Annotated in this window: 11 protein-coding genes; 4 read left to right on the top strand and 7 right to left on the bottom strand. The window is 35.5% G+C overall.

Going from position 1 to position 13,608, the window contains the following annotated elements; genetic code table 11:
* Window positions 1-17 precede the first annotated feature (17 nt).
* The 7 genes from HMPREF9018_RS09365 to HMPREF9018_RS09335 form a co-directional block, all read right to left on the bottom strand.
* Window positions 18-1,526 (bottom strand): DUF6850 family outer membrane beta-barrel protein, encoded by a 1,509-nt coding sequence (locus HMPREF9018_RS09365; RefSeq protein WP_008450966.1) that lies wholly within the window; start codon window positions 1,524-1,526, stop codon window positions 18-20.
* Window positions 1,527-1,910 (bottom strand): hypothetical protein, encoded by a 384-nt coding sequence (locus HMPREF9018_RS09360; protein ID WP_019036149.1) that lies wholly within the window; start codon window positions 1,908-1,910, stop codon window positions 1,527-1,529.
* Window positions 1,907-4,636 (bottom strand): TonB-dependent receptor, encoded by a 2,730-nt coding sequence (locus HMPREF9018_RS09355; protein WP_008450968.1) that lies wholly within the window; start codon window positions 4,634-4,636, stop codon window positions 1,907-1,909. The genes HMPREF9018_RS09360 and HMPREF9018_RS09355 overlap by 4 nt, the downstream gene beginning before the upstream one ends.
* Before the next feature lie 212 nt (window positions 4,637-4,848).
* Window positions 4,849-5,871, bottom strand: coding sequence for a methionyl-tRNA formyltransferase (fmt, locus tag HMPREF9018_RS09350; RefSeq protein ID WP_008450959.1), 1,023 nt, complete (start codon window positions 5,869-5,871; stop codon window positions 4,849-4,851).
* 45 nt (window positions 5,872-5,916) lie between these two features.
* Window positions 5,917-7,731, bottom strand: coding sequence for a chloride channel protein (locus HMPREF9018_RS09345; protein ID WP_008450952.1), 1,815 nt, complete (start codon window positions 7,729-7,731; stop codon window positions 5,917-5,919).
* Between the two features lie 21 nt (window positions 7,732-7,752).
* On the bottom strand, window positions 7,753-8,322 hold the full coding sequence (locus HMPREF9018_RS09340) for an L-threonylcarbamoyladenylate synthase (RefSeq protein WP_008450950.1): 570 nt from the start codon (window positions 8,320-8,322) through the stop codon (window positions 7,753-7,755).
* A 173-nt stretch (window positions 8,323-8,495) separates the two neighbouring features.
* Window positions 8,496-9,473: an ROK family protein gene (locus HMPREF9018_RS09335; protein ID WP_008450956.1), complete on the bottom strand. Its 978-nt coding sequence runs from the start codon at window positions 9,471-9,473 to the stop codon at window positions 8,496-8,498.
* 135 nt (window positions 9,474-9,608) lie between these two features.
* Here HMPREF9018_RS09335 and HMPREF9018_RS09330 point away from each other — a divergent pair, with 135 nt between their 5' ends.
* From HMPREF9018_RS09330 to HMPREF9018_RS09315, 4 genes are all read left to right on the top strand, one after another.
* Window positions 9,609-10,283, top strand: coding sequence for a LysE family translocator (locus HMPREF9018_RS09330; protein ID WP_008450942.1), 675 nt, complete (start codon window positions 9,609-9,611; stop codon window positions 10,281-10,283).
* A gap of 28 nt (window positions 10,284-10,311) precedes the next feature.
* Window positions 10,312-10,923 (top strand): DUF4924 family protein, encoded by a 612-nt coding sequence (locus HMPREF9018_RS09325; protein ID WP_008450975.1) that lies wholly within the window; start codon window positions 10,312-10,314, stop codon window positions 10,921-10,923.
* A 13-nt stretch (window positions 10,924-10,936) separates the two neighbouring features.
* On the top strand, window positions 10,937-11,806 hold the full coding sequence (gene rfbD, locus HMPREF9018_RS09320; protein ID WP_008450920.1) for a dTDP-4-dehydrorhamnose reductase: 870 nt from the start codon (window positions 10,937-10,939) through the stop codon (window positions 11,804-11,806).
* 102 nt (window positions 11,807-11,908) lie between these two features.
* Window positions 11,909-13,477, top strand: a complete 1,569-nt coding sequence (locus HMPREF9018_RS09315; RefSeq protein WP_008450924.1) for a peptide chain release factor 3 — start codon at window positions 11,909-11,911, stop codon at window positions 13,475-13,477.
* Window positions 13,478-13,608: the final 131 nt, after the last annotated feature.

Raw genomic sequence — 13,608 nt, 5'->3', positions numbered from 1 at the left:
ATTATTAATTTGTTATTTTAAAACCGCAAACCTAATGTTAGACTTGTTGTTACACCTTTCACATGTTCAGAATTAGATATTATACCGCCATAAATATCAGCAAAAACACCATAGCGAGAATTTTTTAACTTGTAATCGATACGCATATTGCCTTTTAACTCTGCCGTGTTACTCTTCAATTGAGCATAGTTATAGTTTATATACTTAGCAAAAGACTTTTCTATATCTGCATACGGCATATCTATTTTGTTATCACTTTTTCTAAAATAAGTGGTTGTAACTCCACAATCTAACAACCATTGCTTTGCAAAAGAATATATATAATTTATTGAAAGCTCGCTAAAGAAATGGGAAACACCTATTTCCCTATACGGATATATATATTTGGAGGTATTATCAATAAAACCCACTTTACCTCCAAAAGTCCACTCACTTTGCGTTCTCATAATATATTTAGCCCCAAGATAAGCTGTTCGTATATAATGCTTATACATTGTAAGATTAGCTATTATGGGATAGTCGCCCAATTTTGCATCGCCAGCTATATGCTCTATACCATATTTTCGCAAATCTTTATAATATCCATATATAGAAAACATATTTCTTGCTTTCTTAAAATTATATCCTATTATTATTACTGCTTTATTTTTATTAAGTGTTGTTAATGGTAATGAGTTATACTCATCAGATATTTCATTGTAACTTTGCTTTGAATAGCTTATTTTACTAAAAAATCCTTTTTCTAAAACTGGTGTTACTGAAAATAAGAAAGCAACACCTTTCCCCTTGTAACTAATATTTGTATTAGTCCCTGAAAAGCGTTTATAATATGTTCCTAATCCTGTCATGATATATTCTGGCACCCCTCCCAATTCATTATAAAAGTCTACGCCAGTAGTTTGTTTGTAGATATTTACTAAAGTTACTACTCCTATACTATAATTATTTAATAAATAAGAAGCTCCCAGCTTAATACTTAAATCTGAAACAATCCCCCTCATACGTGGATCTTGCCTTCTCCATTCTTGTTCTGCACGAAATTGTAATTCTGTTCCAATTCTCCAGTTCCCTGATCTTCTGGCATACCCTCCTAAGAAATTGTATCTTTCACGTTCTGTATCCCCTCCTACAGAATCGGCAAGTATATATGGTGCAAGCAAATTATAGTCGGCAGTAGAATTCCAGCTTACATTTAACCTATGCCCGGCAACATACGAAGCATTACCCCATACGGTTATATGCTTATTAAGATGAAGATATGATATTACTTTTGCCTCAATATCTTTATTTCCTTTTCCATTTTCAAGAATAAAAGGAGATGTACTACTTTTAAAATTGCCTGTAAGCGTAAGTTCGGAAAGATTGTATTTATATGTATCTCCATAACTTGCAGGATTTTCCCAATCCTTTTGCCAACTTATTTCTTTTAAAGTAGCCCGCTCTATACGCGCAGAATCTTGTGCAACACTATAGCTTGTTGCATACATTATATAAAAGATAATATGTAAAAAACGAAGATGTCTCATTTAGTCGGTAAATATAGTTTGCATTAAAAGATGAGTGTCATTACTCCCTGTTATACTAACAAAATTGGTTGTACTACGAAACGTTCGTACTCTAACTTTATTATTTTTATCAATATAACGTATTACCCCATCAAGTGTTATCTTGTATGCACCACGTAAAACCACTTCTGTAAGAGTGTTTTTTATAAACTTTACTGACCTAAATACCTGCTTACTATTCAAGTTGGTAATTGTAGCTGTAGCCTGAATTCTATCTATATCTTTAGCGTCATCACAATTTACAATAATTGTAACGTTAGCCATATATTCTTCTGTTCTGTTATCACACGATATTAATATGCAAGCAATAAAAGCAAAACATATAATAAAAAAATATCTTTTCATAACTTTAAGTTCACTTCTAATCCAAAATAAGGTCGCACACTGCGTCGAATAGTTATTTTATCCTGCTTATAGTCTGGTGTATAATCTAACATTCTATTACAAAACATAGCTATGTTTAAACGATCATTCAATAACTTCTTTGTTACCTTCAAATTTAAATTCATAGAAAAAGGTACTGTATATTTAATATATTCTTTTTCATTATGATTACGAATAAGATAATATAAAAAAACATTATCTTTATCTTCTGTTTTCCATTCGTGTAAGGTTCCATCAGAGTCTATATATCGTTCTGGCTCATTACTTAATGGTAAACGCTGTGAAGATGTAAACCAAAGACATTGAGCAGACAACGAAAAACCCAATCTGAGCTTAGGAATATTGGTATCGAACGTAAAATTGGTATTTGCCATTTCTGTTTTCAAACCATCATTATCTCTATATAAGCCCACATACTGTATTTGTTTTCCGTTTATAACTTCAGATGGACGATAAGCTACTAACTGCGAATTGGTATAAATAGTTTTAAACCACGCTCCATTTATAGTTAATCGAGTATATAGAGAAGGAATGCGCCGAGTAGAAAAAGTATATTCCAAACCCTTCTTTAACGTTCTGCTACCATTTGAATATTCTGTCGATCCTAACAGTTCTTGTTCCATTGTGTAAGGAAGATTATTTACATCTGGAGGTGCTGTTATATTTTTACCATCTATCATAGATGTGTTAAACTGCTTAAACCTATAAGGTCTATATATAATATTAGGACGAAAACCATCTTTCATGTCTTCATGAAAAAATATCACAGACAGCTTATTACCTGCAAAACTTATATCTGTACCCATTTCCCATTTAAGATTACAAGCAGGATGTATATTTTTATTCGTCACATCAAGTACAAATGTACGCACATTAATTGTCCTTAAATACTCCTTAGGGTGATAATAACTTAACTGAATAATATCTAAATAGTTTTTATCTGGATATATGTAATCCATAGTAGGAAACTTTGTGTGCTGCCCTACCCCTCCATGTAAGCGTATATTAACAGTACGTTTTCCTATGTTTATTTGTGGGAATAACCACCCTATATTTATACGAGGGTCGGCATACCATTGCCCATGCATAGCATATACCCTTGACAAATTAAGCATCTGACTAATCCTAACACCTCCTTCTAAAAAGAATATATTACGAGCAATTGGAATATGTAATTTCTCTTCACCATAAAAAGCTATCATGCTCATTGCAGGTATTAACGATAGCTTATGTGGTCTTACAGATGTTCCAGTATAAAGTGGAGCTAAAGGATTAAACTCCTGACCTCTACCATAATTTTTATCTAAGGAAAAATCAGAACCTAATAAAAGATTATTGCTTATTCTATAACATGGAATTTGTAAATGAACATTCACTTTACCAAACACATTAAGCGGTTTCCCGTCTACGTCATGTTGCCCATAATAGGTATAAGGTAAAATAGCTACAGTATGTTCTCCTTCTTTTGTAGTAGAAAGAGCAGGCATCATACGTAATAGTTGCACTAAGCGCAAACGTGAAGTAAAATTGTGTTGATAACTTGTTGAAACAACAGCGTTCACACTTTTTAGCCAGAACTTCTTTTGTAAAATAAGGTTCAAAGAAGAATTAAAAGCAAAACGATTATAACTTGATTTATATATATCACGTTTACCTTTATTAAGATCAGGATCTAACTTCTCTCCATCAAACGAACCGCTATAATCTAAATTATTTGCCCACCTTATATTATAGCTTTCTTTTCTCCACTTTACATCACTCCTAAGAGAAAAAGTTATACGAGAGTATCCCTCAAGAGTGTTACGAGGATCGTTATTAGCTTTTAAATAGTCTGCACTAAGATTAAGTGTCCATAGCTTTCCCAACTCAAAACCTTTGGCTAAATAAAACAATTTGCTGCTCATGTCTGATTTCAGTCGAGCGTTAGTATCATGTCCCCCATGCCTACGTTCTATCTTTATCAAACCTGATGTAAGATCTCCATATTCTACAGAGGGTATTCCACGTACCACTTCCACCTTTTCTATATCATCTGTTGATATAGCTCGCATATCAACTCCTTTATTTATAAATGTCCTATTAGTTACTTGTGGCTCCCATGCTCCTGATATATATTGCTTATCAGCATTATTTGATATAGGAGCACCATCTAACACAAAACTTGTCCCTAACGAAGATGTACTATAATTTACACTTCCATAAGGCATTGCTTCGCGTAAACGAATGCAATTAGGAACACTCAAATTAGGATCTAAAGAACGACCACCCGGCAACAATTCTAACAAGTCTGTAAAACTTGATGGCTGCAAATGCTCCATAGCTTGTTTGCCTATTGTAGAAGCTGTTACTAAGGCTTGAGATTCTTGTGCTGTTACTACTACTTCTGCTAATGCACTGGTATCGCCTACTAAATAATAGGTAGCATTCTGTTTTGCTTTTACTATCAAAGGCTTATAGCCTATATAACTTATACGAATAGTTTTACCCTGAATATTTTCAGCATAAAACTGCCCATTCTCATCGGTTACTGCCAGTACACGTTTGCTATCTTCTAACATTACTGTAGCTCCTATAACAGGCTGATTAGTAGACTCCTCAAGAACAAGACTTTTTATTCTATTCTGCGCATAAATAGTTAGTATGTTAAAAATACAACATATAAAAAATAATATTCTTGTTCGTTTCATTTACCAATCCTTTTTAAAGGTGTAAAGGTAAGCATACAAAAACCTTTAGGAAATACCTAAAAATAAGTAAATCCCTCTTTAAAAACAACCTTTACACTAATGTATAATGGTATCATTACACAAAGAATTATATCTATCTTTATTTATACTAACTATTGTTATTGCTTATATAAATAAAAAAAGAAAGAGAAATAAAAATATATCTTAAGCCATTACTCTAACTTGTAGTGATCTATCATCTTAAAACCATTTAAAAACGATTTTACATCCATGCGCTTTTTACCTGGTAGCTGCATATCAAGCAGTTCTAAAAGATAATCGGTAGTATTTACATATAAATGACCCTTCTCTACTAACAAGGTACCTGGCTCGGACTCTGCTATACGCATTGTCTTTGCCGTTTTAAACACCTTTAAAACAATATTATTCTTAGATGTTTTAAGAGTATCATCAAGTAATAGCATCGTAGTCCATGTGCCCGGATATGGACTTAAACCACGCACAAAATCATAAATCTTCTTTGCTTCTGCATTCCAACAAATACGACATGTTTCCTTAAATATTTTTGGAGCTTTATGAAGAGATTCTTCATTAACCTGAGGAGTACTTATCTTATCAAGTACTTTAGAAAAGTTTATACCTTCCAAACAGTTATCTGGAAGTTGTTTTAAAATATAACTAACCGTGTCTATTGCTATTTCTGCCCCCAAACGCATTAACCCATTATAAACATATTCTACATCAGCCTCATCAGGTATAGGAAACTCACGCTGAAGTATCATTCTACCTGTATCTATATTCTTATCTAAAAAAAACGTAGTAACACCTGTCTTTTTCTCTCCATTTATAATTGCCCAATTTATCGGTGCTGCTCCACGATATTGTGGTAAAAGAGCAGCATGAACATTAAACGTACCCAAACGAGGCATAGCCCATACTACCTCTGGTAACATTCTGAATGCTACTACTATTTGTATATCGGCTTTATAAGCTCTTAACGTAGAAAGAAACTGCTCTTCTTTTAGCTTTTCTGCCTGCAATACTGGCAAATTATGAGCTAAGGCATATTGTTTTACAGGTGAAGACTGTAAATGGTCCTGATGCCTACCTACAGGTTTGTCTGGCTGTGTTACCACTGCTACAACATTAAAATTGTTTTCTACCAATGATTTCAACGACTCTACAGCAAACTCTGGAGTACCCATAAAAACAATACGAAGATCTTCTTTTCTCATCAATGTCTATATTAATAAAATTGTTAAATAACAGTTTCTTTCTTACTATTCTGTACTATAATCAGCCACAAGCTTACGATAATTATCAAAGAGTTTTACTCGCGATATATAGCCTACCAAGCAATTATTTACATCTACTACAGGCAGGGCGATGGCACCTGTTTTTTCAAACACTTTCATTACATCTTTCATAGGATCGTTTACGCCAAGCGTAGCTAAAGGCGGTGTCATTAGTTGGCTTACTATAAAACGATGGTATAGCTCTGTACGAAACAATACATGACGTATCTTTACTATATCTATTTCCCCTACTAACACCCCACTATCATTTAATACCGGAACATAATCGGTATAGCTACCACTTATAACTTGTATCAGCTTACCCATATCCATGTCTGGGTGAACAGGGGTATAGCTACGGTCTAACATCTTATCCATTGTCATAAGTGTCAGCACTGAACGATCGGTATGATGAGTAAGCAGCTTACCTTGCCTTGCTAAACGCATAGCATAAATACTATGATGCTCAAATAGGTTTATAGTCAGGTAAGAACTAATGCTTACTATTAGTAATGGTATAAAAAGCTGGTAACCACCAGTTAGCTCAGCTATCAAAAAAATACCAGTTAGCGGAGCATGCATCACCCCCGACATTAAGGCTGCCATGCCATAGAGAGCAAAATTCTTTTCAGGGACATACAAACCTATCAATTGCATATTCCATATACGAGAAAAGAAAAATCCTGCAAAACCACCTATGAAAAGTGTAGGAGCAAATGTTCCTCCACAGCCTCCCGAGCCATTAGTAGCACTTGTGGCAAACACTTTTGTCATCATAACTAACCCTACATACAATACTAATAGCTGCGAATGGCCTGAAAATAAAGACCCTCGCATAACAGTTTGCCACTCTTCTATAGTCTTACCTTCTATAAACACACGCAAACAGTTATATCCCTCACCATAAAGAGATGGAAATAAGAATATTAAAGACGACAACATCAAAGCACCAACAAGGAGCTTGGTGTAAGGATATTTAGAAAGCTTGCCAAAACAGTTTTCACACCATGTCATCACACGTATAAAATAAAGCGATAAAAAGCCACAAAAAACACCAAATAGTATTGTTGCAGGAATGCGGTTAAGCTGCCATTCATAATCTACATGAAAGGCATACATAGGAGAAGTTCCTGTAAAAAGATAAGAAAAGCATGTAGCCGTTACAGTAGCTATCAATATTGGTAATAGCGAAGCCATTGTAAGATCTACCATAAGTATTTCAAGCGTAAAAACAAGACCTGCTATAGGAGCTTTAAATATGCCTGAAACGGCAGCTGCACCACCACAGCCAACAAGCAGCATTAAGGTTCTATCTTCTAACTTAAATAACTTTCCTAAGTTACTACCTATAGCTGAACCTGTAAGAACAATAGGAGCTTCTGTTCCTACAGACCCACCAAACCCTATTGTTATTGCAGATGCTACTATAGAAGACCATGTATTATGACCTTTTATCTTCGATTTATTAGTAGCTAAAGCATAAAGCACTCTCGTAATACCATGAGAAATGCTATCTCTAACCACATATTTTATAAACAAAGAAGTAAGCCATATACCTATAACCGGATAAAGTAAATAAAGCCAGTTAACATTGGTAATCTTAAAACCTGAAGTAAGAAGAGCTTCTATTTCACGTATCATCGTGTGCAGAACGTATGCTGCCACAGAAGCTAAAAAGCCTACACAAAACGCAAGAATATATACAAACTGCTTATCAGAAATAAAGTCTGACCGCCATTTATCAAAACGTTCTATTATGCCTAAATGCTTTGAAGTACTACTATTTTCCAAAATATCCATTTGGATGTGGAAGTTTATGTTTTACTTACGAATGATATTTACAGTACCATCTTTACTCAATTTTATAATACTTGAAGGTGTGTGGGGCTCATGTTCCTGACGACGTGCAAAACAAACGTAATCTACTCCATTTAATACCTCTTGTGAAATATCACGATAATTTTGCGCTGCTGGCTCACCACTAATATTTGCAGAAGTACTTACTATGGCTTTCTGAAAACGGTAACAAAGCTCTTTTGAGAAAGGCTCGTTCGTAATACGCATACCTATAGATCCATCTTCGGCTATAAGGTTAGATGCTAAATTGACTGCATTATCAAGTATAAGTGTTGTAGGCTTTGTAACAGCTTCTAAAAGTTGCCATGCCACCTGAGGAACATTTCTTACATATCTTTGCAAACGATCTTCCGAATCGACAAGACAAATCAGAGCTTTCGAATCGTCTCTACGTTTTAATTTATAAACCTTTGCCACTGCATCAGCATTAGTAGCATCACAACCAATACCCCAAACAGTATCAGTAGGATAAAGGATTATGCCACCTTGACGCATTACTTCTATTGCTTTCTTTATATCATCTTCTCTTTTCATACTCTTAAAAATATAAATACACGCAAAGATAAAATAAAAAAGCGAAAGAGCAAAACGAAAGAGCAAAATAAAAAAAGCGAAAAGAAAATACTTTTATAAGTATATACTTTTCGCTTTTAAAAATATACCTCTCATAAAAAGAGGCTTGCAATGAATGAAAATAAACAAATTTCTTAAAGCTCCCAACCTATAGCAGAAGCACCTAATACAGCAGCAGCAGCGTCATCAAGTGAGCTTACTAAAAACTTTGGCTTATCTCTAAAGATGAGCAAAGCACTCTTTCTATAAGTATCTACTATAGGCTTCATAATAAGATCGCCAGCTTTTGTTAACCCACCAAAGAAGATGAATGCTTCTGGAGAAGAGAAGTTAGCAAAGTCCGCACAAGCCTCACCAAGCATCTTACCCGTAAAAGAATATACCTCAAGAGCTATCTTATCGCCCTTACCTGCTGCGATAGAAACATCAAGAGAAGTAATGTCTTCAGGATTCATCTCACGTAAAAGAGAATATTCTTCCGACTTCTTTAAAAACTCACGAGCTGTACGTGCCACACCTGTAGCCGAGCAATAAGCCTCTAAACAGCCAAAACGCCCACAACCACAGCTACGGCCTTCCTTTCCGCGCACCATGATAACATGACCTAATTCGCCCGCAAAACCATCAGAACCATATACTATCTTGCCATCAACAACAATACCAGAGCCTACCCCTGTTCCAAGAGTAATCATAATAAAATTCTTCATACCACGAGCCACTCCGTACTGCATCTCACCAATAGCCGCAGCGTTAGCATCGTTAGTTAAGCCTACCTTAATATTCAGCCGTTTAGCAAACATATCTGCTAAAGGAACTATTCCTGTATGACCCCATGACAAATTAGGTGCAAACTCTATTGTACCACGATAAAAATTACCATTAGGAGCACCTATTCCCATAGCCTTGATGCTGTCTATACCTCCCACCTTAGCTATAATAGGCTTTAGAGCTTCTATACCAGCGTCAACAAAATCATTTACTGTCTTATATGCCTGAGTCTTGATAGAATTGGTAGCTAACACATGACCACGCTGATCAACAATGCCAAAAACGGCATTAGTACCACCTAAATCTAACCCTATTACAAAAGGTTTTTGTTCTTGCATTTCCATATTGCTGTAGTTTTTAGTTCAAAAAAATCTTTTCGCAAAGGTAGAAAAAAAGCCTAAGTCTACAAACTTTTAATGCTTATTTTTGCCTATCTCACATATTTTTCGCAATTTTGCAGTTCAATTATAATAACAATAATGGATTTTCCTATTCAGTTAGATATATTAGATTTTATTTTTAAAGGTCTTCTTATAGGCATTATAGCCTCAGCTCCTATGGGGCCAGTTGGTATACTTTGTATACAGCGCACACTTAACAAAGGGCGTTGGTATGGCTTTATTACAGGCTTAGGAGCTACCCTAAGCGATGTTATATACGCACTCATAGTAGGTTTTGGCATGAGCTTTATAATGAAACCTTTATCTAATCCCTCGTACCAATTCATATTACAGATGGTAGGCAGCATACTGCTGCTCTTCTTTGGCATTTATTGCTTCATTTCAGACCCTACTAAGAACATGCACAAATCTGGCAAAAGCAAAGGAAGTATTCTTCATAACGGCTTAACAGCCTTTGCTGTAACCTTTTCTAATCCACTTATTATATTCCTTTTCATGGCCACCTTTGCACAATTTGCCTTTATACAGCCTGCACACACTTTCGAGATGATAGCAGGTTTTATAGCCATACCCATAGGGGCTATGATGTGGTGGTATGGTCTTACATGGATTATTAGTAAAATTAAAGGAAAGTTTAACAAAAAAGGAATTATTATAATAAACAAGATTATTGGAGCTATAGTTATATTATTCTCTTTAATTATATTGTTTGGAATAATATTCAATCTATATCATCTTCCTTCCTTTTATTAAAAACTACACTTTCAAAGCAAAATAAATTATGTTTGTTGCTAAACAATTACGTAAAAAAAGCATTGCAGAGTATTTGCTATATATGTGGCAAATAGAAGATGTTATACGAGCGTACGACTGCTCTCTCACACGCATCCGTAAAGAATATATAGAAAGCTTTAACTATACAGAAGAGCAAAAAGAAGATGAGGAAGACTGGTTTGGCAATTTAGTGCGCATGATGAAGCAAGAAGGCTGCACAAAATCTGGACACTTACAAATAAACAAAGTTGTTATGCAAGCACTCACAGAGCTTCACTCTGAGCTATTACACTCTTCAAAATTTCCTTTCTATTCAGCAGAATATTATCGCGTATTGCCCTTTATTGTAGAGCTCAGAGGGAAAACAAAGAGAGTAGCCGATACTATGGCACGCAAAGGTGATGAAAACCTAAAACCAATTGCTGCTACTTTATCTCATAGCGAAATAGAAACATGCTTTGACCTATTATATGGCGTGATGATGCTTCGTTTGCAAAAAAAGGAAATTACCTCAGAAACTAATATTGCACTTAAAGAGATAACTACTTTCATAGGAATGTTATCCGACTATTATATAAAAGACAAAACAGAAGGAATAGACTTTGGTCAGCAAAACTAAAAACACACACAACATGAATATTCTTGTAACAGGAGCTAATGGACAGCTTGGTAACGAAATACAATTAATATCTAAAAAGAGTAAAGACAACTATATCTTTACTGATATATGTGAAGGTTACACCCATCTGGATATTACAAATATTGATGATATACGTAAAATAGTAAAAGAAAAAGACATAAGGTGCATAATAAATTGTGCAGCGTGGACTAATGTAGACTCTGCCGAAACTGCAGGCACTATAGTAGAAGCACTCAACGCCACTGCCCCTGAAAATCTTGCTAAAGCTATGAAAGAGGTAGAGGGACTACTCATACATATAAGTACCGACTATGTTTTTGGTGCCGACCCTTACAACACTCCATGCCTCGAGAACCAAGAAGGTACGCCAACAGGAGTATATGGGCTCACTAAGCTGCATGGGGAAGAAAAAATAAAACTCACTAAGGTAAAACATATCATCATACGTACAGCATGGCTTTACAGCAAGTTTGGACATAACTTTGTAAAGACTATGATTAATCTTACTGCTAATAAACCACAAATAAAAGTAGTGTTCGACCAATGTGGTACACCTACCTATGCAGGCGATTTGGCTGAAGCTATTTTTAATATCATAGAACATAGACTCTATGAAAACCATACAGGAATATACAACTATTCTAATGAAGGTGTTTGCAGCTGGTACGACTTTGCCATAAAAATAGCTGAACTCTCGGGCAATACTGCTTGTGAAATACTTCCATGCCATAGCAATGAGTTCCCCTCTAAGGTAAAACGCCCTGCTTATTCTGTACTGGATAAAACAAAAATAAAAGATACATTTGGCTTAAAGATACCATACTGGGTTAGCTCACTTAAAAAATGTATCTCAGAATTATAACATTTATTCTTGCTATAAGGCATATAAACTTGCCACAAAGAATACAAGATATATAATATAAAACATATATATAAAAACTATAAGAACATATTAGATAACAATATGAACGAAATACAACGTAGGCGCACTTTTGCTATTATTTCTCACCCTGATGCTGGAAAGACCACACTTACTGAAAAGTTTTTACTCTTTGGAGGACAAATACAAGTAGCAGGAGCTGTTAAAAGTAATAAAATAAGGAAGAGTGCTACATCGGACTGGATGGATATAGAAAAACAACGTGGCATCTCTGTGTCGACATCTGTAATGGAGTTCGATTATAACAACTATAAAGTAAACATACTTGATACCCCCGGTCACCAAGATTTTGCTGAAGACACTTATCGTACTCTCACCGCTGTCGACTCTGCCATTATCGTTGTCGATGCTGCAAAAGGTGTAGAAACACAAACACGAAAGCTCATGGAAGTATGCCGTATGCGCAACACTCCCGTTATAATATTCATTAACAAAATGGATCGTGAGGGGCGCGATCCTTTCGATATCCTTGACGAGTTAGAACAAGAACTAAACATTAAAGTGCGCCCACTGTCATGGCCCATAGGACAAGGACAACGATTTAAAGGAGTATATAACATCTACGAAAAGCAGCTTAATCTCTTCACCCCTAACAAACAACGTGTTACACAAAAAGTGGAAGTGGACATCAATTCTGAAGAGCTCGACTCGCAGGTGGGAGCCGATTTTGCAGAAAAGCTACGTGAAGAGTTAGTACTTGTAGAAGGAGTATACCCTCTGTTTGAAAAAGAAAGCTATCGTAAAGCAGAAGTAGCACCTGTGTTTTTTGGCTCTGCACTAAACAATTTTGGTGTACAAGAGTTGCTTAACTGCTTTGTAGAGATAGCTCCAAGCCCACGACCTGTTAAAGCCGAAGAAAGAATGGTAGACCCTAAAGAAGAGCGGTTTACTGGTTTCATATTTAAGATAACTGCCAATATTGACCCTAACCACCGTTCTTGCATAGCTTTTTGTAAAGTATGCTCTGGTAAGTTTCAACGAAATCAGCCTTACCTACATGTCCGCAATAATAAGACTATGCGCTTCTCTTCACCAACACAGTTTATGGCACAACGTAAAAACACAGTAGAAGAGGCTTATCCCGGAGATATTGTAGGCTTGCCCGATAATGGTGGAGTGTTTAAAATTGGCGATACGCTCACAGAAGGCGAACACATACATTTTAAAGGCTTACCAAGCTTCTCTCCTGAGCTTTTCAAATACATAGAAAACGACGACCCTATGAAGTCTAAACAGTTCTTAAAAGGCATTGAGCAGCTTATGAATGAGGGTGTGGCACAGCTGTTTGTTAACCAGTTTAACAACCGTCGCATCATAGGCACAGTGGGTCAGCTACAGTTTGAAGTCATACAATACCGCTTAGAACACGAATATAACGCAAAATGTCGTTGGGAGCCTGTCCACCTATATAAAGCATGTTGGGTAGAAGCTGACGATGAAAAAGAACTTGAAAACTTCAAAAAGCGCAAATATCAATACATGGCAAAAGATACAGAGGGACGAGATGTCTTCTTAGCAGACTCCGGCTATGTTCTTAGCATGGCACAGCAAGACTTTGAACATATCAAGTTCCATTTTACCAGTGAGTTTTAATTTTAAATATATTTATCTTGCTCAATCTTGTGCTAAAGACATTTAAGATTTTAATAACACATCTATTAAATTAACATATATAGAATTGTAATTATTTAAAATCTCTTGAGCAACATAAAAGATATATACAC

Source organism: Prevotella amnii CRIS 21A-A, from assembly GCF_000177355.1.
Lineage (GTDB): Bacteria > Bacteroidota > Bacteroidia > Bacteroidales > Bacteroidaceae > Prevotella > Prevotella amnii.
This window is presented reverse-complemented; position numbering and strand designations above follow the sequence as displayed.

Bases quoted from the DNA above. Each gene is read 5' to 3' on its own strand.
- HMPREF9018_RS09365 (WP_008450966.1), bottom strand. From the start codon at position 1,526: ATGAGACATCTTCGTTTTTTACATATTATCTTTTATATAATGTATGCA.
- HMPREF9018_RS09360 (WP_019036149.1), bottom strand. From the start codon at position 1,910: ATGAAAAGATATTTTTTTATTATATGTTTTGCTTTTATTGCTTGCATA.
- HMPREF9018_RS09355 (WP_008450968.1), bottom strand. From the start codon at position 4,636: ATGAAACGAACAAGAATATTATTTTTTATATGTTGTATTTTTAACATA.
- fmt (WP_008450959.1), bottom strand. From the start codon at position 5,871: ATGAGAAAAGAAGATCTTCGTATTGTTTTTATGGGTACTCCAGAGTTT.
- HMPREF9018_RS09345 (WP_008450952.1), bottom strand. From the start codon at position 7,731: ATGGATATTTTGGAAAATAGTAGTACTTCAAAGCATTTAGGCATAATA.
- HMPREF9018_RS09340 (WP_008450950.1), bottom strand. From the start codon at position 8,322: ATGAAAAGAGAAGATGATATAAAGAAAGCAATAGAAGTAATGCGTCAA.
- HMPREF9018_RS09335 (WP_008450956.1), bottom strand. From the start codon at position 9,473: ATGGAAATGCAAGAACAAAAACCTTTTGTAATAGGGTTAGATTTAGGT.
- HMPREF9018_RS09330 (WP_008450942.1), top strand. From the start codon at position 9,609: ATGGATTTTCCTATTCAGTTAGATATATTAGATTTTATTTTTAAAGGT.
- HMPREF9018_RS09325 (WP_008450975.1), top strand. From the start codon at position 10,312: ATGTTTGTTGCTAAACAATTACGTAAAAAAAGCATTGCAGAGTATTTG.
- rfbD (WP_008450920.1), top strand. From the start codon at position 10,937: ATGAATATTCTTGTAACAGGAGCTAATGGACAGCTTGGTAACGAAATA.
- HMPREF9018_RS09315 (WP_008450924.1), top strand. From the start codon at position 11,909: ATGAACGAAATACAACGTAGGCGCACTTTTGCTATTATTTCTCACCCT.